This window comes from Variovorax sp. GW821-FHT10B04, from assembly GCF_059415645.1.
Genome location: NZ_JBWKNQ010000006.1, coordinates 35,079 through 56,859, shown reverse-complemented (window position 1 = coordinate 56,859; position 21,781 = coordinate 35,079). Strand labels below are relative to the sequence as shown.

Below are 21,781 nucleotides of genomic sequence, written 5' to 3'. Positions count from 1 at the left end.
CGCATGCGCCGTGGGCCACGGCTCACGGCCGCAGCACGATCCTCGCGCCCGCGTGCCCCGTCGTGCCGGCAGCCCACGCCGTTGCGATGTCCGCGAGCGGCATCGTCCCGGTCGCGATCTCGAAGCCCGCATCGGGTGCCGCCGCCAGCACGCCCTCGATGGCCCGCAGCAGCCGTGGGAACGGGATGCTGCCGATCCCGCTGCCCATGAGCTGCAGGGCGGACGACCGCAGTGCCGCACTCGGCAGGTCGATGCTTTGGCCGCCGGCCGCGCCGATCTGCACATGGCGGATCGGCACGCCCTCGGGCCCGGCCTTGGCGGCGGCCACCACCAGCGCTTCTGCGCTTGGCCCCCACAGGTAGTCGAGCACCACGTCGATGCCCTGGCGGAACTCGGCCTTGAACGCCGCCTCCAGCGCGTCGCGGTCCTGCGTGAGCGCAATCGTGACGTCGGCGCCGAGGCGCCGCAGGTCGTCGAACGACGCGGCATGCCGGCCGGTCGCGATCACCTTGCCGGCGCCGAGGTGCCTGGCGATCTGGATCGCAAGCCGGCCCGAGCTGCCGGTCGCGCCGTTGACCAGCACGGTCTCGCCGGCGCGCAACTGCGCGCGCTCGCGCAGCGCCGCCCATGACGACATGCCCGGGATCGCCATCGCCGCGGCGGTGTCGTCGCCGAGGCCGTCCGGCAGCGCGATGCAATGGTCCGCGTCCACGACGCAATGCTCGGCCATCGCACCGTACGGCGGCTCCGGCAGGATGAAATAGACGCGCCGTCCGTTCTCGTCGACGCCCGTGCCGTCGATGCCGGGGATGAAGGGCAGCGCGCCGCCGGCGCTGTAGTGCGTGCCCGATGCACGGCTCTTCGTCACATGGCTGATCGACGAGGCCGTCACCCGGACGAGGCGCTGGCCGGCCGATGCCGTCGGGTCCTTGAAGTCACCGTAGACCGGAGCCCGGCCCGCCTCGACAACGATCGCTGCTTTCATGTTCCGCTCCGCCGATGCGATGACCGGCGCACGCAGGGCACGCTTCGGTCAGGTTGAATATGTGTGCATTATGCACATATCAGCGAGCGCCCGTCACCTCGCTGCCGGACGTGCCTTCGACGCCCGATGCCAGTCCTTCAACCAGCCGAGCAGGAACTCGTGGAAGGCTTCCGCCGCCGGCGGCGATGCACGTACCGTCGACCGGTACACGCAGACCTGGCGGATCGCCTCCGGTGCCCGGACGCGCCGCATCACCAGCCCGAGCGGCAGCGCGACCACGCCCACGTAGGCCGGTGCCAGCGTCGCCGCGAGGCCCTGGGCGGCGATGCCGAGTGCGGTCGAGATGTTGTCGACCACGTCGACCGCCTGGATGCGCGTGCCCTCGGGCGCGTTGAGGTGCATCTGCGCGACGCTGCGTTCGTGATCGCGTCCGGCGGCGACCAGGCGGACGTTGCGCAGGTCGGTCCAGACGAGCGACTTGCGCGCGGCCAGCGGATGGCCCGGCGAGCACCACAGCACCCACGGACTGTCGAAGGCCGGCATGGCTTCGACCTGGCCGATGCCGCTGCGGTCGGGGCCAACGGCCAGGTCCAGGTCGCCGCCCGCGATGCGGTCGACCAGGTCGTCCACGGCGGTGTCGCGGATGCGCACGACCACGTTCGGCCGGTCGGCGCAGAACGCGCGGATCGCGCCCGGCAACACCGCGCTGGCCAGCACCAGCGGCGCGCCGACCCGCACCACGCCCGAGGCCCGGTTGCGCACATCCGACGCGGCGGACTCGGCCATCTGCGCATGGCGCAGCACGCTGCGTGCCGATCCGAGAAAGTCGCGCCCCGCGCTCGACAGGTCGACCCGCCGCGTGTTGCGGTCGAACAGGCGAAAGCCCAGCGTCGTTTCCAGTTCGGCGATCAACTGGCTCACCGCGGACGACGACAGCCCCATCTGCGCACTGGCCGCGGAGAAGCTGCGCAACTCGGCGACGGCCGCGAAGGCCTCGAACTGGCGGAGCGTGAAACGGGTCAGGGGCATGGTTGGCGTGCGTGCATGAGGTGGGGCGCGGCGGCGCGCGGCGATTGTCCGGCGCTGCTTACTAATCGGTCAATATTTGTCGATTGTCGTGAAGGAAGGGTGCTCGGATACTGCGACCGCCATCCACTCCGGGCCCGCCCCAGCGACCGTGAATCTCCTTCCCGACACCCATGCCGAGCTGGCGCGCCAGCTGCACGACGCGCAGCGCTCGCGCCTGCAGCTCGCGCATTTCTCCCGCCTGCATCCGGACATGGACATCGACGACAGCTATGCGATCCAGCGCGCCTGGATGGCGCTGTGCCTGGCCGAAGGCCGCCGCGTGATCGGCCACAAGATCGGGCTCACCTCGCGCGCGATGCAGATCGCTTCGCAGATCACCGAGCCCGACCACGGCACGCTGCTCGACGACATGCTGCTGCGCGACGGCGCGGAGATACCGGTCGATCGCTTCATCGTGCCGCGGCTGGAGGTCGAGTTCGCCTTCATCCTGGCGCGCCCGCTGCGCGGGCCGGGCGTCACGATCTTCGACGTGCTCAACGCCACCGACTACGTCGTCCCCGCGCTGGAGCTGATCGATGCCCGCATCGAGCAGTTCGATCGCCACACCAGCGCACCGCGCCGGGTGCTGGACACCATCGCCGACAACGCGGCCAACGGTGCCATCGTGCTGGGCGGACGGCCGATGCGGCCGGATGCGGTGGACTGGCGCTGGGCCGGCGCCCTGCTGTTCAAGAACGGCGTGATCGAGGAGTCCGGGCTGGGCGCCGCGGTGCTCAACCATCCGGCCAACGGCATCGCCTGGCTCGCGAACCGGCTCGGTGCGCACGGCCAGTCGCTGGAGGCCGGCGAGATCGTGCTCGCGGGTTCCTTCACCCGGCCGGTGGCCTGCGGCCGCGGCGACGTCTTCCACGCGGACTACGGCCCGCTCGGTTCCATCTCCGCACGCTTCGTGTGATGCGGCAGCCAGAAAGCCTACCCATGTCCTCCGTCACCTCGAGCCTCCTCGACATCGCCGGCATCGCCGTGTCGCCCGACCACTACATCGGCGGCCGGCGGATCGCCTCGGACGAAACGTTCGAACTGCACAGCCCGATCGACCAGCGCCTGCTGGGCCGGATCGCCGAAGGCCTGCCTGCGCACGTGGACGCCGCCATCGCGGCGGCGCAGCAGGCCTTCCCGGCGTGGAGCGTGCTGACGGCGGCCGAACGCAAGCCCTTTCTCGACCGCTTCGCCGAGGAGATCGGCCAGCGCGCCGACGCCTTCTGCCTGCTGGAGAGCAACGATGCCGGCGTGCTGCTCTCGCGCATGCGCCACGGCGTGGCGCCGCGCGCGATGCTCAACATCACCTGGTTCGCGCAGCACGCGCTCGACCTGCAGAACCGCGAGATCGATACCGAGCAGGCGCTCCACCGCGTGCGCCACGACCCGGCCGGCGTGGTCGCGATCGTCACGCCCTGGAACGCGCCGCTGATGCTGTCGACCTGGAAGCTCGGCCCCGCACTGGCCGCGGGCAACACCTGCATCCTGAAGCCGCCGGAATGGGCACCGCTGACCTGCTCGCTGCTGGCCGATGCCGCCCATGCGGCCGGCCTGCCGCCGGGTGTGTTCAACGTGGTGCAGGGCGCGGGCGCCACCACGGGCGCCCAGCTGGTCGGCGACCCGCGCATCGCGCGCGTGTCCTTCACCGGCTCGGTGCCGACCGCGCGGCGCATCGCGCAGGCCGCGGGCGCCAACCTCGTGCCCTGCAGCCTGGAGCTGGGCGGCAAGAGCCCGTTCATCGTGCTGGAGGATGCCGACCTCGACCAGGCGGCCGCGACCGGCGCGTTGATGTACCGCAACGCCGGCCAGGTCTGCCTGGCGGGCACGCGCATCCTGGTGCACCGGCGGGTGGCCGATGCGTTCGTGGCTGCGATGCGCGCGCAGGTCGAGCGGCTCACGGTCGGCGATCCGCGCGACGCGGCGACCGAGGTCGGCCCGATCATCCATCCGCGCCAGCTGGAGCGCGTGGCGGGCTTCGTCGAGCGCGCGGTCGCGGCCGGCGCCCGCGTGCTGTGGGGCGGCGCGCGCCATGCGTTCGGTGCGCAGTACTACCAGCCGACCCTGCTGACCGACGTCGCGCAGGACAGCGAGATCGTGCAGAACGAGGTCTTCGGCCCGGTCCTGACCTTGCAGACCTTCGACAGCGACGACGAAGCGGTCGCGCTGGCCAACGGCACCGACTACGGGCTCGGCGGCGTGTGCTACGGCGAGACGGCGCATGCGGCGCAGGTGGCCGAGCGCGTGCGCACCGGCTTCATCTGGGTCAACAGCTTCGGCATCCGCGACCTGGCCGCGCCCTTCGGCGGCATCAAGCGCTCCGGCGTCGGCCGCGAAGGCGGCGACTGGAGCTTCGAGTTCTTCTGCGACGTGAAGGACATCGTGCTGCCCAAGAAGCCCTTCAGGGCCAGCTTCAGCCATCGCTGAAGCCACAACCGGTTCAAAGATTCCAGAACGAGGGAACCACCCATGGGACACATCCTTGGTGCCGCGATCGTCTCGCACCACCCCGGCCTGATGCAGTGCGAGGAGTTCCGCGTGCTGCAGGGCGCAGGCGCCGATTCCGACCTGATCGCCGGCTACGGCCGGCTGCGCCGCCGCATCGAGGCGCTTGCGCCCGACGTGGTCGTGATCTTCGATTCGCACTGGTTCACGACCGGCTACCACCTGGTCGATGGCGGCGACCATTACCAGGGCAGCTACATCTCCGACGAGATGCCGTGGTACCTGCACGGCGTGCCTTACGACTACCGCGGCTGCCCGGACCTTGCGGTGCAGATCGAGGCGGTCTCGCGCGAGCGCCAGGGCTACGTGCGTGCGATCCGCCATCCGGGGCTGGGCAAGCACTACGCGACGATCAACGTCGTCAAGCAACTGCAGTTCGACCTGCGCGGCACGCGGGTGCTGACGGTCAGCTCCTGCCAGAACTGCGAATGGCCGCACTTCCTGCGCTCCGGCGAGGACATCGGCGAGGCGATCCGGCGCAGCGACCTGAACGTGGTGCTGCTGGCGTCGGGCGCGCTCAGCCACCGCTTCAACGGCATCGACTGGCGCCCGCGCAATCCGCGCATCTTTCATGAGAGCAACGTGTCGAGCCCCGAGAACGTGGTGAGCGACAAGGCCGCGATCGACTGGATGCGCCAGGGCCGGCACGACGAGATCCTCGCGCGCTGGAACGACGACTACCGCCGCAGGCCGTGGGAAGCCTTCGGCGCGCACTACCTCCAGATGCTCGGCGCCATGGGCGGCGTGGCCTGCCGCGCGGTCGGCGAGCCGCTGTCGGACTACGAGAACGCGCGCGGCACCGGCAACATCCACGTGTGGTTCGACGCCACGCCAACACCGACATGAACTTCGAATTTCCCTTCCATACCCTGCCCGCCGTGTTGAGCGGCCCGCGGGTCGAACGCCGCCGCGTGCTGCTCGGCGGCAGCGCCTTCTGGGGCACGATGGTCGAGGACGGCCCGTCGCAGGGCCGGCTGCGGCTCGACGACGGCCGGCTGCTAGATCCGGCGCAACAGAACTACCTGCCGCCGGTCGCGCCGAGCAAGATCATCGCGGTCCACATCTCGTACAGCTCGCGCAGCCAGGAGACGCGGCAGCGCCCCAAGCCCAGCGAAACGCCGACCTACTTCACCAAGCCGCCGACGTCGCTCAACGGCCACGGCGGCCAGATCCTGAAGCCGGCCGATTGCAAGTACCTGAACTACGAGGGCGAGTACGCGGTCGTCATCGGCAAGACCTGCCGCAACGTCACGCCCGACGAGGCCTGGGACTTCATCGAGGGCTTCTGCCCGGCGCTCGACATGGGCCTGCAGGACTTCCGCGACACCGACCAGGGTTCGATGCTGCGCGTGAAGGGCGCCGACACGCTGCTGCCGATCGGCCCCGGCATCGTGCGCGGCGTCGACCTGTTCGCGCAGACGCTGCGAACCTTCGTCAACGGCCGCATCGTGCAGGAGGCGCACATCGGCGACGAGACCATCTGGGGACCGCACTACGTGATCGCCGACATCGCGCGCCACATCACGCTGGTGGCCGGCGACGTGATCCTGATGGGCACGCCCTGCCATTCGCGGTCGGTGGATGCGGGCAGCGAGGTGGCCTGCGAGATCACCGGTCTCGGCCGCGTCGCGGGCACCGTGGTGGCGGTCGACGCGCCGCGCGCGAGCGCGCTGGGCGTCGGCCACGCACCGACCGACACACCCGAAGTGCGGCGCGTGGCGCTGGGCTTCGACGAACGCGTGCCGGAATGGCTGCGGGACAACCTGCGCGACGCCAAGGCAGCCTCTTGAACTGGTAATCCGAGCGCTTCTGCTGCGATGATCGGCCATGCCGATCTTCGACCCCCGACCGCCGCGTGCCGGCGCCGGTCTGCCCCAGCAGATCTATCTGCCGCGCGCTGCGGGCCTCGGGCTGGGCGGTCTCGGAATGGCGATGGCGCTGTTCGAGCGGGGCGGCCCGCCCTGGACATGGGCGATGGTGATCTTCGGCGCGCTGATCTGGCCCCACATCGCGTACCAGCGCTCCATGCGCTCGCGCACGCCCGACCAGGCCGAGAAGCGCAACCTGCTGGTGGACGCGGCGCTGGCCACCTACGGCGTCTATGTCATCGGCGGCAACCTGGTGCCGAGCGCGATCGCGCTGACCATCATCAGCATGAACAACCTGTCGGTCGGCGGCTGGCGCCTGTGGTGCCAGGGCGTCGGCGCCGGCGTGCTGGGCATGGTGGCGACATCCCTGTTCCTGCCCTGGCATTTCACGCCCGACTCCAGCCTGCGCGTGCAGGTCGCCTGCCTGCCGGTGCTGGCGCTCTACTTTCCGGCTTTCGGCTGGACCATGCTGCTGCTCGCGCGCAACCTGCACCGCAGCCGCGAGGCGCTGCGCCGCATGAGCCTGGAGGACGCGCTTTCGGGTGTCCACAACCGCCGCAGCTTCGAGGACACCTTCGACGCGATCTTCCGCCTGATGCGCGCCGCGCCGGAGACGCCCGACGCCGTGCTCCTGCTGTGCGACGTCGACCACTTCAAGCAGATCAACGATGCCGGCGGCCATGCGGCCGGTGACCTCGTCATCCGCGAGATGGGCGAAGTGCTGCGCATGCGGGCTCGCCGTGGCTACCTGGCGGCGCGCTACGGCGGCGACGAGTTCGTCGTGCTGCTGCAGGACGCGGGCGCTGCGCAGGCGATCGCTTTCGCGGAGCAGTTGCAGGTCGACCTGCGGCTGCGCATGGCGCTGATCGGCGGCGATCCGGCCATCAGCATCAGCACCGGCATCGCCTGCTATGAGCCGGCGATGGCGTCCTCCCGGGCCTGGATGGCCAGCGCGGATGCGGCGCTGTACGTGGTCAAGCGGCGCCAGCGGGGCAGGACCGAGGTGGCCGGGCGCTGAATTCGGCTGGCGTCCATCGTCCGGCGGCCGGTGCCGGTCGCCTTTCCGTTCGTTTCCGTCCCTTTACGTCCCTTTCCGTCGTGGTCTGTCTGCGCGATCTCTATGCGTGATGCGTCGCGTCGGGGTCGAGTGCGCTGTCGCGGTGCGAGAACGCGGCATCTGCATGGCCGCCCCCAACGCTGCCGCCTCCGCCCTGGTCCGCCCCGCCACGTCCGCCGCCACCACCACCACCACCGGAGCCTCCGCCGCCTGCGTTCTGCCCCGCACGGTTGCGGCTGCTGGCCGTGCCGCTCACGCGCACCGGCCCCTGCTTGGGGATCACGAGCGCCGGCGGCAGGCTTTCGAGATCGAGCACGTCGCGGATGAAGGTGCGCAGCGACGTCACCAGGTCCGCCGTCTCGATGACGCGGCCCGCCACCATGTCGTTGGCCGCGCGAACCGCCAACTGCACCTGCTCCTGCGTCCCGAGCAGGATGACGTCGGACAGCGCGGCTTCCACCGCGTCGCGGATGCGGCGACGCCGGTCCGAGCTTTCCGTGGCGGGGCGCGGCGCCGCAGCGGGCTGGCCCTGGGCCTCGATCGCCGCCTCGGCCCGCTCCAGCGCTGCGTCGGCGGCATCGGCCTGCATGCGCAGCTGCCGCATGTGGCTCGGGTCGACCGCCAGGTCGCCGGTGAACGAGCCGCCCAGCGTCTTGTAGGCCGCGATCAGGATCTTCAACCGCTCGTTGACCTGCCGGTTCTGCCGCTCGCGCCGCTGCTGCACGCTGTGCATCACCAGCAGGCGGATGCCGACCGCCACGAGCGACACGATGACGAGCCCGAACAGCGTCGAAACGGCGCCTTGCCAGGAACTGAGGTCGATGCCGCCGCGCATGGGTGTGCCCTTGTCTGTTCGTATCTATCGATGCCTACGCCTGCCGGCGCGGGCCGATGCGCATGTCGCCCACCTGTGCATGCAGTGCGAGGCAGCCATCATCCCAGGCGTCGATCCACATCTCGAAAGGATAGCCACCGCTCTCGATCTCTTCCCACTTCAGGCTGACCGGATCGCGCTCGCAGAGAAACCAGTGAAAGGCACCGCTTTCCAGCTCGTCGACGAACAGGGAAAGAAGGCGCAGGGGACTTTGCTCGGGCATCCATGCATGGTGGCGCGGGCGCGGCGCGCGCCTGTAGGCATGGGCTGACCGCGCGGGTCAGTGCCGGACCCAGGCCGCTGCCGAAGGCTCGCGCCGGTGGGCGTCGCTTCGCGCTGCTGACGGCGCTGGCTGGCGGCGCACGGGATAGTGCGGCCGCGCCGCTTCGGCGTTTCACCAAGGACTTGCCATGATCGCTCCCGCAGGATTCACGAAGACCCAGCACCTCGGCGGCCTGCCGCTCCCGCAACTGAATCCGTCCGGGAGTGCGGCCTCCGTTGCGACGCCCGACACGACACTGCCGACAGGCACGCCCATCCAGAAGCTGTCGGACCTGTCGAAGAAGTTCGCGCTCGACAAGGGCCATGTCCCTGCAACCGGTACCAACCTGGCGCTCCTCGGGCAGATCGGGGAACTGAGCAACGATCCGAAATTCCAGAAGACGGTGTGGCAGTTGCGTCAGCACTTGCAGCGCAACGACAAGGTGCTCCATGCTGAATTGCACGCCAAGCTGTCGAAAGCGTTGATGGAAGCGTCCGGCGCGGCACCTGCGTTTGAGTCACCGGGGCCGGTATCTGGCGAACGCGGCGTGACACCTCAGAAGAAGGCGCTGGCCGATGCGCTGCGACGGACGACGCTGGATGCAGACGGTGCAAGCTTCTCGCGCGTGCAGGCGGCGGTCCGGGACGCCATCCCGCTGTTGCCCAACAGCTTCTTCGCGAGCTGCCATGAGGTCATACAGGTCGCGGGACCGCTCGCGGCCTGCTATCTCAGGGCCGTGAACGGAGGCCATGTGTTCCAGACCGACGAGGATTTCGAACTGCACGTGCGGACCCCGTTGTTCTTCCCGGCCGATCCGAGCCAGCAACCGCCTTCGAACCTGAACCTGGTGGACAAGAAGCGCCTCATGGTGCTCGCCGACCGGGTGGGCGCCGCCCTTGCGTGAAGCGATCGTGGGGCCTGCGGCGCAACCCACCGCTACAGCAGGCTCTCGCTGACGAAAGGAAACACCAGCCACAGCTGCAGTTTCGTGCCGAAGTCGACGTTCGGCTCGCTGTCATGCACGGTCTCCACGCCGTTCTCGACGCCGACCCATTGCAGGTGGTCCCCCGGCTGCTTCAGGCGCAGGCGGTAGCTGCCGGCTTCGCGCAGCCGGCCGGCGAGGCGCAGCACGTCTTCCGCCAGTTCGGGTGAATGCACCAGCATGCCGAGCTCCGTGTTCACGCGCGAGGAACGCAGGTCCATGTTCATCGAGCCGACGAAGGTGGTCTCGCGATCGAACACGATGAGCTTGGAATGCGAGCGCCCGATCGACGCGTGCAGCGCGGCACTGATCAGCGAATCGTTGTGCAGTTGGCTGGAGTCGATCTCGTACAGCTCGACACCCATCTTCAGCATGTCGACCCGATAGCGGCCATAGGCGGCGCTGGCAAAGGGCTCGTCGTTCGATGCCAGCGAATTGGTGATGACCTCCACGCGCACGTCGTTCTGCAGCGCGTTGCGCATGCCGTCCATGCCCGGCTTGCCGGGAATGAAATAAGGCGAGCCGAGCACCACCTCGGCCTTGGCTTGCGAGATGGCCCTGCCCACGCGCGCGGTGACGGTGGTGGGATCGTTGCCGTCCTGCGCACGCCCATTGACCTTCTCGGGGTCGTCGGCGAAGGCGTCGATGTGTCCGTACAGCAGCCGCAGCGGCGGGCTCGCCATGTCGGCGCTCAGCGGCAGATAGCCCAGCAGGTCGGGCTTGTCGGCAGGCGGACTCGGATAGGCCGAGACGGCGTCGGCCGTGAGCCGCTCGAAGTCCTCGCGCAGCGTGTCGGTGGTCTTTCGGCTCATGGCCACCGCGTGCAGCGGATAGATGCGGGGACTGTTCCAGTAGACGTCGAAGATGCCGGCCAGGCGCGGTATGGCGGCGCCGGCGATCAGCAGGTCGAAGTCGACGAAATTGCCGCCCTTGCTGCCGAAGAAATACTCGTCGGCGATGTTGCGTCCGCCGGCCACCGCGAAGGCGCCGTCGGCGATCAGCATCTTGTTGTGCATGCGGTGGTTGATGCGGGAGAAGTCGCCCAGCGCGAAGGCCCAGCGCGTGAGGAAGAAGGACCGGCCCGAGGGGAACGGGTTGAACAGCCGGATCTCCACGTTCGGATAGGCCGCCAGGGCCAGCAGCATCGCGTCGCTGTCGGCCGTGTAGAGGTCGTCGACCAGCAGCCGAACGCGCACGCCACGCAGGGCCGCATCGCGCACCGCGCGGACCAGCGTGTGGCCGGTCACGTCGTTCTGCAGCAGGTAGTACTGCAGGTCCAGGCTCTTCTGCGCGTTGCGCACCAGCGTGAGCCGCGCGTCCATCGACCAGGCGCTCAGCGGGAGCGGCCGAAAGCCCGAGCCCTTGCCCGCCGGCACGCTCTGCGCCGCAACGCGGCCCAGAAGCTCCTGCGGGCTGGCGGCGATCGCGGCCACCGGCGTGCGGTCGACCGGCGGCGGCAAGGTCGAACAGGCGGCAAGCAGCATGGCCCCGAAGGGCAGCAGCATGGCGAGCATTCTCGAAAGACGGGTCATCGGCTTCTCACTTTCAGTACCCGCAGGATTGTGACCAGGCCGTCGGTTCGGTGTGCGCGCGCTGCACAGTCTCGACGCGAAGAAGCGAATCGTGGTGGAATCTTCCGGTGTGACGGCGCTGCCCGGAAACATGGGCGAGCGAAAAGATAACAAAAGGAACCCCATGATCGATCTCCAAATCAACGGCAAGCCCTATGCCGTCGACGTACCCAGGGACATGCCCCTGCTCTGGGTCCTGCGCGACGTCGTCGGGCTGACGGGCACCAAGTTCGGCTGCGGCATCGCACAGTGCGGTGCCTGCACCGTGCACGTCGACGGCCAGGCGGTCCGCTCGTGCGTGCTGCCGGTCGGCAGCATCGGCGCCAAGCCGGTCACCACCATCGAAGGCGTCGCAGAGACCGCCAGCGGCAAGCAGGTGCAGAAGGCATGGCTCGACGTCGACGTGGTGCAGTGCGGCTACTGCCAGTCCGGGCAGGTCATGTCGGCGGCGGCGCTCCTGAAGCGCGTTCCCAACCCGAGCGATGCGGACATCGACCTGGCCATGTCCGGCAACATCTGCCGCTGTGCGACCTATGTGCGGATCCGTGCCGCCATCAAGCAGGCGGCCACGGGCAAGCCCGAGGTGCTGCAGTCGATCGTGTCCGCACCGGCCGGGAGCGCCTCATGAACCCGGTGCCACCATTCGATCGCCGGCGCCTGCTCCAGGCCGGCGGCCTCGCCATCGCCTTCACATGGCTCGGCGGCGCAGGCAAGGCCATTGCCGCCATCAATTCACGCCAGCAGCCCGGCGACCCGGCCGCTGCGCTGGCCGACGGCAACCCGCCCTTCGCGCCCAACGCCTTCATCCGCGTCGATGCGGACGGCAGCGTGCGGCTGGTCATGCCCATGGTCGAAATGGGGCAGGGCATCTACACCGGCTCGGCCATGCTGGTCGCCGAGGAACTGGGGGTCGAGCTCGACCAGGTCCGGGTCGAGCATTCGCCGCCCAACGAAGCGCTCTACGGCATGCCGCTCCTGGGCGGCCAGATCACCGGCGGCTCGACCAGCACGCGCAGCACCTGGGGCGTGCTGCGCGATGCCGGCGCGGTCGCGCGCACGCTGCTGGTGGCCGCGGCCGCCGCGCGCTGGAAGGTCGATCCGGCGACGTGCACGGTCGCCCGCGGCGTGGTGAGCCATGCGCCTTCGGGCCGGCAACTCGGCTTCGGCCCGCTGGCGGCGGACGCGGCCAGACTCCCGATGCCGGGCAAGCTCACGTTGAAGAGCCCGAAGGACTTCACCGTCATCGGCAAGCCCCTGCGCCGGGTCGATTCGCCGGACAAGGTCAATGGCGCCACGCAGTTCGGCATCGACGTCCGCCTGCCCGGCATGAAGGTCGCGACGGTCAAGGCGTGTCCGACGCTCGGCGGCACGCTGGCATCGGTCGACGACAAGGCCGCACGCGCCATTCCGGGTGTGATCGACGTCATCCGCATCGCGAACGCGGTCGCCGTCGTCGGCGAGCACTTCTGGGCGGCCAAGCAGGGGCTCGATGCGCTGAAGATCAAGTGGGCACCCGGCGCGAACGCCGGCCTCAGCACCCGCAAGCTGCGCGACGCGCTGGCCGACAGCCTGGCCAAGGGCAAGTCCATCGTCGGCCGCGAGGTCGGCAAGCGGCCCGACGGCACGCTGGTCGAAGCGACCTACCAGTTGCCCATGCTGGCGCACGCCACCATGGAGCCGCTGAACACGACGGTGCACGTCACGGCCGGCCAGTGCGAGATCTGGGTCGGCACGCAGGTGCCCGCGCGCTGCGTGAGCGTCGCGGCGAAGATCACCGGCCTGCCGGAAGCCAAGGTCGTGCTGCACAACCAGTATTTGGGCGGTGGCTTCGGCCGGCGGCTCGAGACCGATTCGGTCGAACAGGCCGTGGCCTTCGCCAGGCAGGTGCCGTATCCGCTCAAGGTCGTCTGGACCCGCGAGGAAGACATCGGCCACGACATCGTGCGGCCGATGTACCACGACAACATCTCCGCGGTGGTCGATGCCGCCGGCAAGCTGCTCTGGTTCGGCGACCGCATCAGCGGCGGCACCGTGCTGGGCCGCTGGGCACCAGCGTTCATGGGCAAGAACGGCATGGACGGCGACCTGATCGAATGCGTGGCCGAGCCGGCCTACGACTTCCCGAACCTGAAGGTCGAGTGGGTGCGCCACGACATGCCGCCCGGCCTGGACGTCGGCTGGTGGCGCGGGGTCGGGCCGACGCACAACCTCTTCGTCATCGAGAGCTTCATCGACGAACTGGCATCGCGCGCCAGGCAGGATCCGGTGGCCTACCGCCGCACGATGCTGCAGAAGAACCCGCGCACCCTGGCCCTGCTCGACCTGGCGGCCGACAAGATGGGATGGGGCAAGGGCACGCTGGCCGCACGCGTCGGGCGCGGCGTGGCGGTGGGCGATCCGTTCGGCAGCCGCGTCTGCGCGATGGTCGAGGTCGAGGTCACGCCGCAAGGCGAGGTCCGGCTGCGGCGCGCGGTGGTGGCGCTCGATTGCGGCATCGCGGTCAACCTGAGCTCGGTCGAGGCCCAGGCGCAGGGCGGCCTGCTGTTCGGGCTGAGCGCGGCGCTCTTCAACGAGATCACGATCGAGAACGGCGCGATCCAGCAGAGCAACTTCCATGACTACCGGAGCCTGCGGATCAACGAGACGCCGACGGTCGAGGTGCATGTGGTCAAGAGCGCGGAGGACCCGGGCGGGCTCGGCGAGGTCGGTACCGCGATCGCGGCGCCGGCGCTGGCCAACGCGATCTTCGCGGCAACCGGCGTGCGCCTGCGCGAGCTGCCGGTGAACCGTGCCTTGCTGGTGCAAGGCAAGGAGGCGCTCAAGAAGGTGGCCATGGGCCCGGCGCGCAGCGAAGAAGGGAGCGCAGCATGAAGCGGCTGTCGATCGTGATCGTTGCGCTGCTGGTCATCGGCGCCGCACTCGGCTTGTTCCTGAACCGCACCGATGCATCCGAAGGCCAGGCGCCGGTGCTGGCCGGCGCACCCGTCGACGCGTCGGTGCTGGTGCGTGGCGAATACCTGACGAAGGCGGCGGACTGTATCGCCTGCCACACGGTGGCCGGCAAGGGCCAGCCGTTCGCGGGCGGCGTGCCTTTCGTGCTGCCGTTCGGCACCATCTACTCGTCCAACATCACCGCCGATCCCGACACCGGCATCGGCCGGTGGACCGACGACGAGTTCGTGCGCGCGGTGCACAACGGCGTGCGCAGCGACGGCCAACGGCTGTACCCGGCGTTCCCGTACACCTCGTACACGCAGCTCAGCCGAAGCGACGTGCTGGCGATCAAGGCCTACATCTTCAGCCTGCCGAAGGTGAGCCAGCCGAACAAGGAGGCGGACCTCGGCTTCCCGTTCAACCAGCGCTGGGCCATGTGGTTCTGGAACGCCGCGTTCTTCAAGAGCGAACGCTTCGTCGCCGACCCGGCGAAGCCGGCGCAGTGGAACCAGGGTGCCTACCTGGCCACGGCGCTGGGCCATTGCGCCGAATGCCACACGCCACGCAACGTGGGCTTCGCGATGGACAAGGGCAACGACCTGGCCGGCGCGACGCTGCAGGGCTGGCGCGCCTGGAACATCACGTCGGACCCGAAATCCGGCGTGGGTGCCTGGAGCGACGCCGAACTCGCGAGCTACCTCGCCACCGGCCATGCGGACGGGCGCGGCTCGGCCGGCGGACCCATGGGTGAGGCGGTCGACCACAGCCTGCAGTACCTGGCGCCGCAGGACATCGCCGCGCTGGTCAGCTACCTGCGCAGCGTGCCGCCGCGGCAGGGAGATTCGCCGGTCGCCATCGATGCCAAGGCGCCGTGGGCGGTGGCTGCGAGTGCGGCGGCGCCGGCCAGCAACACGGCCGAAGGCCACGCGCAGGGCCTGAAGCTGTTTGCGGCGGCCTGCGCCAGTTGCCACCAATGGAACGGCCAGGGCCAGCAGACGCCGTACGCCGCGCTGCTCGGTTCACGCAGCGTGAACGACCCCGACGGCGCGAACGTGACGCAGATGATCCTGCAGGGCGTGAACATGCGGGTCCGTGGCAACGACGTGTACATGCCGGCGTTCGGCAAGGCCTACACCGACACCGAAGTCGCCTTGCTCGCCAACTACGTCATCGCGCAGTTCGGCAACAAGGCGGGCAAGGTGACGCCGGAGATGGTGGCGGCCCAGCGCAACAAGTGACCGGGCGGCCGGCCTCGCCTATTTGCGGACCAGCGGGATCTGCAGGTTGGTGGGGCGGTTCTGCTCCGTGTCGAAGCCGCGCCCGTCGATGTTGCGGGCGCCCCAGAACAGCATGTCGTGGTTCAGGTAGACCAGGTCGAATTCCATGAAGTTCTTCCCTTCCGCCAGGCCGAAGGGAATGAAGGTCTTGCCGAAGACGCTCTGCGTGCCGTTCACTTCCCACTTCTGGAAGCCGTTGCCGGCGACCTTGTTCAGCAGGTCCGCGAAGCCCTGGATGAGCGGGGTCACCTCATAGCCTTCGTCGGCGATGAAGTCCACCTTCTGGGCGCCGGCCGCAATCGGATGGTCGCCGCGCCAGACCATGTGGCCCTTGATGACGATGCGGGTCAGCGGCACGGCACCGTGGGGGTCGGCGAAGTTGACGATGCTCAGTTCGAACCGGTCGCCCGCGGCGTAGTTGAAGTCGCGCTTCAGATAGAAGGGCTTGAGCGTGCCGTCGGGGTTCTTGCTGGCGCTCGGACGGATCTCGGGTGCGATGCTCACCCATTCGCCCACCAGGGCTTGTCGGGTCTGGTCGAGGTTCATGGCGGTGCTTCCTTCAGTCTTGGGTGGAGAAGCCGTCGACGCGCAGCCGGCAAGGCCGACCGCGAGCGCCAACGACAGGGAGATCGAGACACGGCGTGTCCACATGGGAAACCTTTCAGAATGGCGGCGCAGTGTCGGGCACCTCCGCCCGCATGCGGTAGCCCAAATCGGCAGAAACGCAGGCCCGCGGCAAGGTCCGGATGTTGACGCCGCAGGACCCGCGTGCAAACCTCGGCGACCGACGCGCCATCTCGCCCCCGCTTCGCCACACTTCGCCCGACCTCGCTCCGTTCCGCCATCGACACCATGCAGTTCAAGTTGGACCACTTCGACGACTTCCATACCTACGGTGCTTCCGCGCCGGAATGGAACCAGCGCTACCAGCAGATATCCCGCGGTGCGATGCGCAGCGCGATGACCGAGATCACGGTCGGGGGCACCCATCTGTTCTGGAAGACCATGAACCAGCGTGTCGTCCAGCAAGGCTGCCCACCGGTGGGGAAGCTCTGCTTCGCCTTCCTCGCGCGCACCACCGGACCGGCGCGGATGCAGGGCCGCGAGGTCACGGACAGCAGCGTCTTCGTGATTCGCGGCGGTGAGGAATTCGTGTTGCATCGGCCGGCGCAGATGGAACTGCTGGCCGTGACCGTCGACGAGCGCCAGTTCGGCCAGCTCCTGAGCCAGCAGCCCGACGCCGTGCCGCTGCAGGCCTTGTTGCGCCGCACCGTGTTCGACGCCGCGCCGGCCGCATTGGCCCGGCTCAAGGCCAGTCTGGGCGCGATGTTCGTCTGCGGAACCGGCGGCACCGACTACGCGCTGCCGTCACGCTCCGACTTCGCCATGGAAGACCTCGTGCAGTCCCTGCTGCTCGGTGTGCTGCGTGACGCGAACCGGGAAGGCCGTCGCGTCAAGGGCCTGTCGGCGCACGTGCTCGTGAGCGAGTGCCACCGCCTGACCATGGCCCGGCCGGATTCGCCACCCACGATCGAGGAACTCTGCGTCCGCTTGCGCACGAGCCGGCGTTCGCTGCAGGACAGCTTCCAGAAGGTCGCGCGAACGACGCCGACCGACTACCTGCGATGCATGCGGCTGAACCTCGTGCGCCGCACGCTGCACCGGACGCTGCCGCACCAGGTCGGCATCGGCGACATCGCGACGCAGGCGGGCTTCTCGCACCTGAGCCACTTCGCGTCCGAATACAGGCGCCTGTTCGCGGAGCTTCCCTCGCAGACGCTGAGGGCGGATGCGCTGCGGCCCGCGCCGGCTGTGCAAGGGGCCTGAGTCACACCGCCAGATGGTCCTCCAGCGCCTCGCGCGGAAACTGCGCGATCGGGCCGCCGGCCACCACCGCGCCGTGATCGAGCAGCAGCACCTGGTCGGCGGTCTGCAGCACGAAGGACAGGTTCTGCTCGACGATGACGAAGCACGCACCGGCCTGCGCGCGCATCCGCACGAGCCGCGACATGCGGTCGATGTTCTCCGGCTGCACGCCTTCGGTCGGCTCGTCCAGCAGGCTGACCGGCGCCTCCAGCGCGAGCGTGCGGGTGAAGGCCAGCAGCTTGCGCTCGCCGCCGCTCAACGAGCCGGCGCGTTGCGCGGTGCGCTCCTTCAGGCGGGGAAAGGCGTCGAAGTAGTCCGCATAGCGGGACAGGTCGCCGTCGGGCAGATGCAGGCGCAGGTTGTCGCCCACGCTGAGTTCGGTGAAGACGATGTCCTCCTGCGGCCCGTAGGCGATGCCGGCCGCCAGGCGCGCATGGGGCGGGCGCCGCGCCAGGTCGAGCGGGCCGAAGGCGACGCGGCCGCCCATCAGCGGCAGGAAGCCGGCGAGCGCGCGCATCAGCGTCGTCTTGCCGACACCGTTGCGGCCGAGCACGCACAGCACCTCGCCCGCGCGGACGGAACCGCTCACGTTGCGCAGCACGGTCGTGTCGCCGTAGCCGGCGCTCAGGTCGTCGAAGGTCAAGGCGTCGTGGGCCGCGGTCGACGGCACGGTCGTGTTCATTTCCGGCCTCCGGCATAGACGGCGCGCACCTTCGGGTCGGCCTGGATCTGCGCCAGCGTGCCTTCCGAAAGCAGCTTGCCCTGGCTCAGCACGAAGACGTGGCCGGCGATGACCGACACCGCCGCCATGTCGTGCTCGATGACAAGTGCCGCCGCGTCGAGCATGCGGGCGCTGGCCATGATGGCGTCGATCATCCGCCGCGTTTCCGCGGGCGACAGGCCCGCGCAGGGCTCGTCGAGCAGCAGCAGCGCGGGCTCGGGCAGCACCGTCATGACGAACTCCAGCGCCTGCCGGTCGCCCTGCGCGAGGGCGCCGGCCGGCACGTCGAGTTGCTGGCCGAGCATCGGAAACAGCGCGAGCATCTCCCCGAGCAGCGGGCTCTGCCAGCCCAGCGGCGCCGAGGCCAGCGCCTGCAGCGGTTTCAGCCGGCCTGCCCAGAGCGCGATCGCGAGGTTCTGCGCCACGCTCAGCGCGGGGAACACCGACGGGATCTGGAACTTGCGCCCGACCGCCAGCCGCGCCACGCGCCAGGCCGGCCAACCCGAGATGTCGACGCCGCCCACGCGGATCTGCCCGCCGCGCACCGGCAGGCGTCCGGTCATCACGTTGAAGCTGGATGTCTTGCCGGCCCCGTTCGGGCCGATCACGCAGCGGATGCCCGGCCCTTCGACGGCCAGTCGAAGGCCGTCGAGGATCACCACGCCCGAGTGGCCGGTCGCGACCTGGTCGAACACCAGCGACGGCGTGCCGCGCGCCGCGATGGCCGGCGCTGGGCTGCGCGCCACGGCCGGTGCGGCGTGGCCGGCGCGCTTCGCGAAGAGGCCCGCGAAGCCCTGCGGCAGGAAGCGCACGACCAGCATGAAGGCGATCGCGACGATCACTTCCCACGCGCTGAAGTGGTCGCGCAGTTCGGACGACGCATAGCCCACGACGACCGCGCCCAGCAGGGCGCCGAGCGGGCTGGCCTTGCCGCCGACCGCGGCCCAGATCACGAACTCGGTCGACAGCACGTAGCCCATCGCGAGCGGCGTGACGATGCCCTGGTGCGCCGCGAAGAAGGCACCGGCCAGCGCGGTCAGCCCGGCCGACAGCGCGAAGGCGCCGGCCTTCCAGCGGTGCGTGGCGAAGCCGAAGAACTGCAGCCGGTCCTCGTTCTGCGCGATGGCGCGCCAGAGCACGCCGACCGGCCGGCGCAGCAGCACGGTGAGCAGCGCGGTGCTGAGCAGCGCCAGCGCGGCGATCGCCCAGTACAGCGTGCCGAAGCGCTCGGTGCCCGGCAGGTCGGGAATGCCCGCCAGTCCGTTGAAGCCACCGGTGACGTCGCTCCATTGCTGCGCGGCCAGAAAGCCGAGCATCGTCACGGCCAGCGTGATCAGCGAGAAGAAGGGGCCGCTCTGCGCATTGCGCACGAACACCATGTGCGCCAGCAGCCAGGCCAGCGCGGCCGGCAGCAGGACCGCGAGCGGCAGCAGCGCGAGCCACAGCGCCTGATGCTCGGCGGCCTTCAGCACGCCGCCGCACAGGTAGGCGCCGAGCCCGAAGAAGAGCGCGTTGCCCAGCGGCAGGAAGCCGGCCTGGCCCCAGCACAGCGTGACGCCCTGGGTTGCCACGCCGTAGAGCAGGAACAGCGCGATCTGGTAGGCCAGGAAATCGTCGGCCAGCAGGCCGATCGCGAGCAGCCCGACGGCCAGTGCGGCCGGGCCGGCCCAGGGGCGCCAGGCCTGCGCGCGTCCGGCGCGTGCGGACGGTGCGGGTACGGGCGTGAGGTCAACGGCGGCCGAAGAGTCCATGGGGGCGCAACCAGAGGAAGAGAGTGGAAAGGATCAGCACGACGGCATAGCCGCTGGTCTGGTCGGCGATGCTCGACACGACGGCCTTGGTGCCGCCGATCAGCGCGACGCCGCCGCCCAGCCCGGACAGCGTGCCGAGCCCGCCGACCACCAGCACGAAGAAGGAGTCGAGCAGGTAGTCGACACCGATGCCGGGCTCGATGCGCACCAGCGGTGCGAGCATCACGCCGGCCAGGCCGGCCAGCGTCACGCCGATCACGAAGGCGCGCGAGGCGAGCTTGCGGGTGTCGATGCCCAGCGCCTGCGCGAGCACCGGGTTGGCCGTCATGGCGCGCACGCGCAGGCCGGCCGAACTGCGGCGGTACCAGAGCGCGAGCGCGGCCATCACGACCACCACCAGCGCGATCAGCACCAGCCGATACGCCGGATAGCCCACGCCCAGGAACGAGACCGACGAGGCGATCTCGGTCTCGACGTTGCGGTAGCCCTTGCCGAACAGGCCCTCGACGATCTTGCGCAGCAGCATCGCGAGCGCCCAGGTCGCCAGCAGCGTGTCGAAGGGGCGCGCGTAGAGCGGGCGGATCAGCCAGCGCTCCACCGCCCAGCCGATGGCGCCGCACACCGCGACCGCCACCGGCACCGCGGTGACGAGCGGCAGCCCCTGGTCCTGCACGAAGACCACCGAATACGCGCCGAGCATGACGAACTCGCCATGCGCCATGTTCAGCACGCCGAGCAGGCCGAACACGACGGCCAGGCCGAGCGTGATCATCGCCAGCGTCGAGAGCTGGTAGACGATGTTGAGGATGTGCAGGAGAAGGGTGTCGTTCATCGCCGTGGACGTGGACTTGGATGTCGCTGCGCGGGCCTCAGGCCTTGCAGCTCTGGCCCGAGGGCACGTGCGCGAAGGTCTTGACCGGGCGGAAGCCCTGCGGCGTGACGTCGGCCACGAAGATGTCCTGGTCGACGTGGCGCGCGTGCATCGTCACCGTGCCGCGCGGGCCCTTGTAGCTGGCGCCTTCGCTGGCGCGTTCGAGCTTGGCGGCGGCCAGGTCGCCGGCCTTGGTGGCGATGGCGTCGAGCATCAGGAAGCCTTCGTACACCGACTCGGCCAGGCCGTTGAGCATCGGCGCCTTCGGGCCGAAGCGCTTGGCATAGGCCTGCGCGAAAGCCACCGCGTCGGGTGTCGCCAGGCTCGCGAAGTAGCCCATGCTGGCGTACAGGTTCTTCGCGTTCTCCACGCCGATGCCGGCCAGCGTGTTCTCCTCGATCAGGCTGCCCAGGCGCACCGCCTTGTCGGCCAGGCCGAAGCCGGCGAAGGCCTTGTTGAAGGTGACGGACGAGCCGCCGACCAGCGACACCAGCACCGCGTCGGCGCCCGAGTCGCGGATGCGCGCCAGGCTCGAGTCGAAGTTGTCGACGCTGAAGGCCACGTACTCGTCGCCGACCACCTGCGCACCGGCCTTGGTGATGTAGCCCTTGGCCGCGCCGTTGGTGTTGCGGCCCCAGATGTAGTCGTTGCCGATCAGGTACCACTTCTTGATCTTGCGTTCGGCGGTCAGCCAGGGGATCACGGGTTCGAGCTGCTGCGAGGGCGTCTCGCCGTTCATGAAGGTGGCGGCGGCGCATTCGCCGCCTTCGTACACCGGCGTGTAGAAGTAGGGCACCTGGCCCTTGAAGAGCGCGGTCAGCGCGCCGCGCACCGCGCTGTCGTGCATGCCGATCACGGCCTCGGCCTTCGAGCCTTTCCAGAGTTTCAGCGCGGTCTGCGCGGCCTCCGCCGGCGGCAGGCCGGAATCGCCGAACAGGATCTCGACCTTGCGCCCCAGGATGCCGCCGCGCGCGTTGAGCTGCTCGACCGCCAGCTCGGCGCAGGCCTTGGCCGAGGGGCCGAACAGGCTGGCCGGGCCGCTCTGCGGAATGAGCACCGCGACCTTGAGCGGCGTGGCGGCGAAGGCGGCCTGCGTGCCGAGCGCGGCGCAGGCGCCCGCCAGCGTGCTGGCGAAGGAGACGAAATGGCGACGGTTCATGTGGAACTCCAGGGACGTGGATGAAGGAATCGG

20 protein-coding genes are annotated in these 21,781 nt (G+C 69.6%); 10 read left to right on the top strand and 10 right to left on the bottom strand.

What is annotated here, in order from left to right:
- Positions 1-22: 22 nt before the first annotated feature.
- Positions 23-985, bottom strand: coding sequence for a quinone oxidoreductase family protein (locus AC07PZ_RS16445; RefSeq protein ID WP_495296187.1), 963 nt, complete (start codon positions 983-985; stop codon positions 23-25).
- Between the two features lie 93 nt (positions 986-1,078).
- Complete coding sequence (locus AC07PZ_RS16440; protein ID WP_495296186.1) at positions 1,079-2,014, bottom strand: LysR family transcriptional regulator; 936 nt, start codon at positions 2,012-2,014, stop codon at positions 1,079-1,081.
- Between the two features lie 148 nt (positions 2,015-2,162).
- On the opposite strand from AC07PZ_RS16440, the gene hpaH reads away from it, so the two are divergent.
- From hpaH to AC07PZ_RS16415, 5 genes are read left to right on the top strand one after another with little or no spacing between them, the layout of a single operon-like run.
- Positions 2,163-2,969, top strand: coding sequence for a 2-oxo-hept-4-ene-1,7-dioate hydratase (hpaH, locus tag AC07PZ_RS16435; RefSeq protein WP_495296185.1), 807 nt, complete (start codon positions 2,163-2,165; stop codon positions 2,967-2,969).
- 23 nt (positions 2,970-2,992) lie between these two features.
- A complete protein-coding gene (locus AC07PZ_RS16430) occupies positions 2,993-4,477 on the top strand; it encodes an aldehyde dehydrogenase family protein (RefSeq protein WP_495296184.1) in 1,485 nt (494 codons plus the stop codon).
- Positions 4,478-4,519: 42 nt separating this feature from the next.
- A complete protein-coding gene (locus AC07PZ_RS16425; RefSeq protein ID WP_495296183.1) occupies positions 4,520-5,401 on the top strand; it encodes a DODA-type extradiol aromatic ring-opening family dioxygenase in 882 nt (293 codons plus the stop codon).
- Positions 5,398-6,345 (top strand): fumarylacetoacetate hydrolase family protein, encoded by a 948-nt coding sequence (locus AC07PZ_RS16420; RefSeq protein ID WP_495296182.1) that lies wholly within the window; start codon positions 5,398-5,400, stop codon positions 6,343-6,345. Before AC07PZ_RS16425 ends, AC07PZ_RS16420 begins: the two co-directional genes overlap by 4 nt.
- 37 nt (positions 6,346-6,382) lie before the next feature.
- Entirely contained in the window at positions 6,383-7,441 is a 1,059-nt protein-coding gene (locus AC07PZ_RS16415; RefSeq protein ID WP_495296181.1) for a diguanylate cyclase, read from the top strand.
- Between the two features lie 100 nt (positions 7,442-7,541).
- Here the strand turns inward: AC07PZ_RS16415 and AC07PZ_RS16410 are convergent, their stop codons facing one another.
- Positions 7,542-8,315 (bottom strand): hypothetical protein, encoded by a 774-nt coding sequence (locus AC07PZ_RS16410; RefSeq protein WP_495296180.1) that lies wholly within the window; start codon positions 8,313-8,315, stop codon positions 7,542-7,544.
- 34 nt (positions 8,316-8,349) lie between these two features.
- A complete protein-coding gene (locus AC07PZ_RS16405; RefSeq protein WP_495296179.1) occupies positions 8,350-8,577 on the bottom strand; it encodes a hypothetical protein in 228 nt (75 codons plus the stop codon).
- Between the two features lie 187 nt (positions 8,578-8,764).
- Between AC07PZ_RS16405 and AC07PZ_RS16400 the strand changes: the two genes are divergently transcribed.
- A complete protein-coding gene (locus AC07PZ_RS16400; protein WP_495296178.1) occupies positions 8,765-9,520 on the top strand; it encodes a hypothetical protein in 756 nt (251 codons plus the stop codon).
- 32 nt (positions 9,521-9,552) lie between these two features.
- On the opposite strand, the gene AC07PZ_RS16395 is transcribed toward AC07PZ_RS16400, so the two are convergent.
- On the bottom strand, positions 9,553-11,130 hold the full coding sequence (locus AC07PZ_RS16395) for a phospholipase D family protein (RefSeq protein ID WP_495296177.1): 1,578 nt from the start codon (positions 11,128-11,130) through the stop codon (positions 9,553-9,555).
- Between the two features lie 163 nt (positions 11,131-11,293).
- On the opposite strand from AC07PZ_RS16395, the gene AC07PZ_RS16390 reads away from it, so the two are divergent.
- Genes AC07PZ_RS16390 through AC07PZ_RS16380 form a run of 3 tightly spaced genes read left to right on the top strand, consistent with a single transcriptional unit; the run spans position 11,294 to position 15,341 of the window.
- Positions 11,294-11,797: a (2Fe-2S)-binding protein gene (locus AC07PZ_RS16390; RefSeq protein ID WP_495296176.1), complete on the top strand. Its 504-nt coding sequence runs from the start codon at positions 11,294-11,296 to the stop codon at positions 11,795-11,797.
- Complete coding sequence (locus AC07PZ_RS16385; protein WP_495296175.1) at positions 11,794-14,040, top strand: xanthine dehydrogenase family protein molybdopterin-binding subunit; 2,247 nt, start codon at positions 11,794-11,796, stop codon at positions 14,038-14,040. The genes AC07PZ_RS16390 and AC07PZ_RS16385 overlap by 4 nt, the downstream gene beginning before the upstream one ends.
- Positions 14,037-15,341 (top strand): c-type cytochrome, encoded by a 1,305-nt coding sequence (locus tag AC07PZ_RS16380; RefSeq protein ID WP_495296174.1) that lies wholly within the window; start codon positions 14,037-14,039, stop codon positions 15,339-15,341. Before AC07PZ_RS16385 ends, AC07PZ_RS16380 begins: the two co-directional genes overlap by 4 nt.
- Positions 15,342-15,359: 18 nt before the next feature.
- On the opposite strand, the gene AC07PZ_RS16375 is transcribed toward AC07PZ_RS16380, so the two are convergent.
- Positions 15,360-15,926, bottom strand: a complete 567-nt coding sequence (locus AC07PZ_RS16375; RefSeq protein WP_495296173.1) for a hypothetical protein — start codon at positions 15,924-15,926, stop codon at positions 15,360-15,362.
- Between the two features lie 306 nt (positions 15,927-16,232).
- Here AC07PZ_RS16375 and AC07PZ_RS16370 point away from each other — a divergent pair, with 306 nt between their 5' ends.
- On the top strand, positions 16,233-17,207 hold the full coding sequence (locus tag AC07PZ_RS16370; protein ID WP_495296172.1) for a helix-turn-helix domain-containing protein: 975 nt from the start codon (positions 16,233-16,235) through the stop codon (positions 17,205-17,207).
- 1 nt (position 17,208) lies between these two features.
- Here AC07PZ_RS16370 and AC07PZ_RS16365 read toward each other — a convergent pair whose 3' ends face one another.
- The 4 genes from AC07PZ_RS16365 to AC07PZ_RS16350 are packed head-to-tail and all read right to left on the bottom strand — an operon-like array spanning position 17,209 to position 21,748.
- On the bottom strand, positions 17,209-17,928 hold the full coding sequence (locus tag AC07PZ_RS16365) for an ATP-binding cassette domain-containing protein (protein ID WP_495296171.1): 720 nt from the start codon (positions 17,926-17,928) through the stop codon (positions 17,209-17,211).
- Complete coding sequence (locus AC07PZ_RS16360; RefSeq protein WP_495296170.1) at positions 17,925-19,718, bottom strand: branched-chain amino acid ABC transporter ATP-binding protein/permease; 1,794 nt, start codon at positions 19,716-19,718, stop codon at positions 17,925-17,927. The genes AC07PZ_RS16365 and AC07PZ_RS16360 overlap by 4 nt, the downstream gene beginning before the upstream one ends.
- A complete protein-coding gene (locus AC07PZ_RS16355; protein ID WP_495296169.1) occupies positions 19,696-20,550 on the bottom strand; it encodes a branched-chain amino acid ABC transporter permease in 855 nt (284 codons plus the stop codon). Before AC07PZ_RS16355 ends, AC07PZ_RS16360 begins: the two co-directional genes overlap by 23 nt.
- 37 nt (positions 20,551-20,587) lie before the next feature.
- Positions 20,588-21,748, bottom strand: coding sequence for a substrate-binding domain-containing protein (locus tag AC07PZ_RS16350; RefSeq protein ID WP_495296168.1), 1,161 nt, complete (start codon positions 21,746-21,748; stop codon positions 20,588-20,590).
- Between the last annotated feature and the right edge of the window lie 33 nt (positions 21,749-21,781).

Bases quoted from the DNA above. Each gene is read 5' to 3' on its own strand.
- AC07PZ_RS16360 (WP_495296170.1), bottom strand. From the start codon at position 19,718: ATGGACTCTTCGGCCGCCGTTGACCTCACGCCCGTACCCGCACCGTCC.
- AC07PZ_RS16420 (WP_495296182.1), top strand. From the start codon at position 5,398: ATGAACTTCGAATTTCCCTTCCATACCCTGCCCGCCGTGTTGAGCGGC.
- AC07PZ_RS16370 (WP_495296172.1), top strand. From the start codon at position 16,233: ATGCAGTTCAAGTTGGACCACTTCGACGACTTCCATACCTACGGTGCT.
- AC07PZ_RS16385 (WP_495296175.1), top strand. From the start codon at position 11,794: ATGAACCCGGTGCCACCATTCGATCGCCGGCGCCTGCTCCAGGCCGGC.
- AC07PZ_RS16440 (WP_495296186.1), bottom strand. From the start codon at position 2,014: ATGCCCCTGACCCGTTTCACGCTCCGCCAGTTCGAGGCCTTCGCGGCC.
- AC07PZ_RS16400 (WP_495296178.1), top strand. From the start codon at position 8,765: ATGATCGCTCCCGCAGGATTCACGAAGACCCAGCACCTCGGCGGCCTG.
- AC07PZ_RS16415 (WP_495296181.1), top strand. From the start codon at position 6,383: ATGCCGATCTTCGACCCCCGACCGCCGCGTGCCGGCGCCGGTCTGCCC.
- AC07PZ_RS16375 (WP_495296173.1), bottom strand. From the start codon at position 15,926: ATGAACCTCGACCAGACCCGACAAGCCCTGGTGGGCGAATGGGTGAGC.
- AC07PZ_RS16410 (WP_495296180.1), bottom strand. From the start codon at position 8,315: ATGCGCGGCGGCATCGACCTCAGTTCCTGGCAAGGCGCCGTTTCGACG.
- AC07PZ_RS16445 (WP_495296187.1), bottom strand. From the start codon at position 985: ATGAAAGCAGCGATCGTTGTCGAGGCGGGCCGGGCTCCGGTCTACGGT.
- AC07PZ_RS16395 (WP_495296177.1), bottom strand. From the start codon at position 11,130: ATGACCCGTCTTTCGAGAATGCTCGCCATGCTGCTGCCCTTCGGGGCC.
- AC07PZ_RS16350 (WP_495296168.1), bottom strand. From the start codon at position 21,748: ATGAACCGTCGCCATTTCGTCTCCTTCGCCAGCACGCTGGCGGGCGCC.
- AC07PZ_RS16405 (WP_495296179.1), bottom strand. From the start codon at position 8,577: ATGCCCGAGCAAAGTCCCCTGCGCCTTCTTTCCCTGTTCGTCGACGAG.
- AC07PZ_RS16430 (WP_495296184.1), top strand. From the start codon at position 2,993: ATGTCCTCCGTCACCTCGAGCCTCCTCGACATCGCCGGCATCGCCGTG.
- AC07PZ_RS16365 (WP_495296171.1), bottom strand. From the start codon at position 17,928: ATGAACACGACCGTGCCGTCGACCGCGGCCCACGACGCCTTGACCTTC.
- AC07PZ_RS16390 (WP_495296176.1), top strand. From the start codon at position 11,294: ATGATCGATCTCCAAATCAACGGCAAGCCCTATGCCGTCGACGTACCC.
- AC07PZ_RS16380 (WP_495296174.1), top strand. From the start codon at position 14,037: ATGAAGCGGCTGTCGATCGTGATCGTTGCGCTGCTGGTCATCGGCGCC.
- AC07PZ_RS16425 (WP_495296183.1), top strand. From the start codon at position 4,520: ATGGGACACATCCTTGGTGCCGCGATCGTCTCGCACCACCCCGGCCTG.
- AC07PZ_RS16355 (WP_495296169.1), bottom strand. From the start codon at position 20,550: ATGAACGACACCCTTCTCCTGCACATCCTCAACATCGTCTACCAGCTC.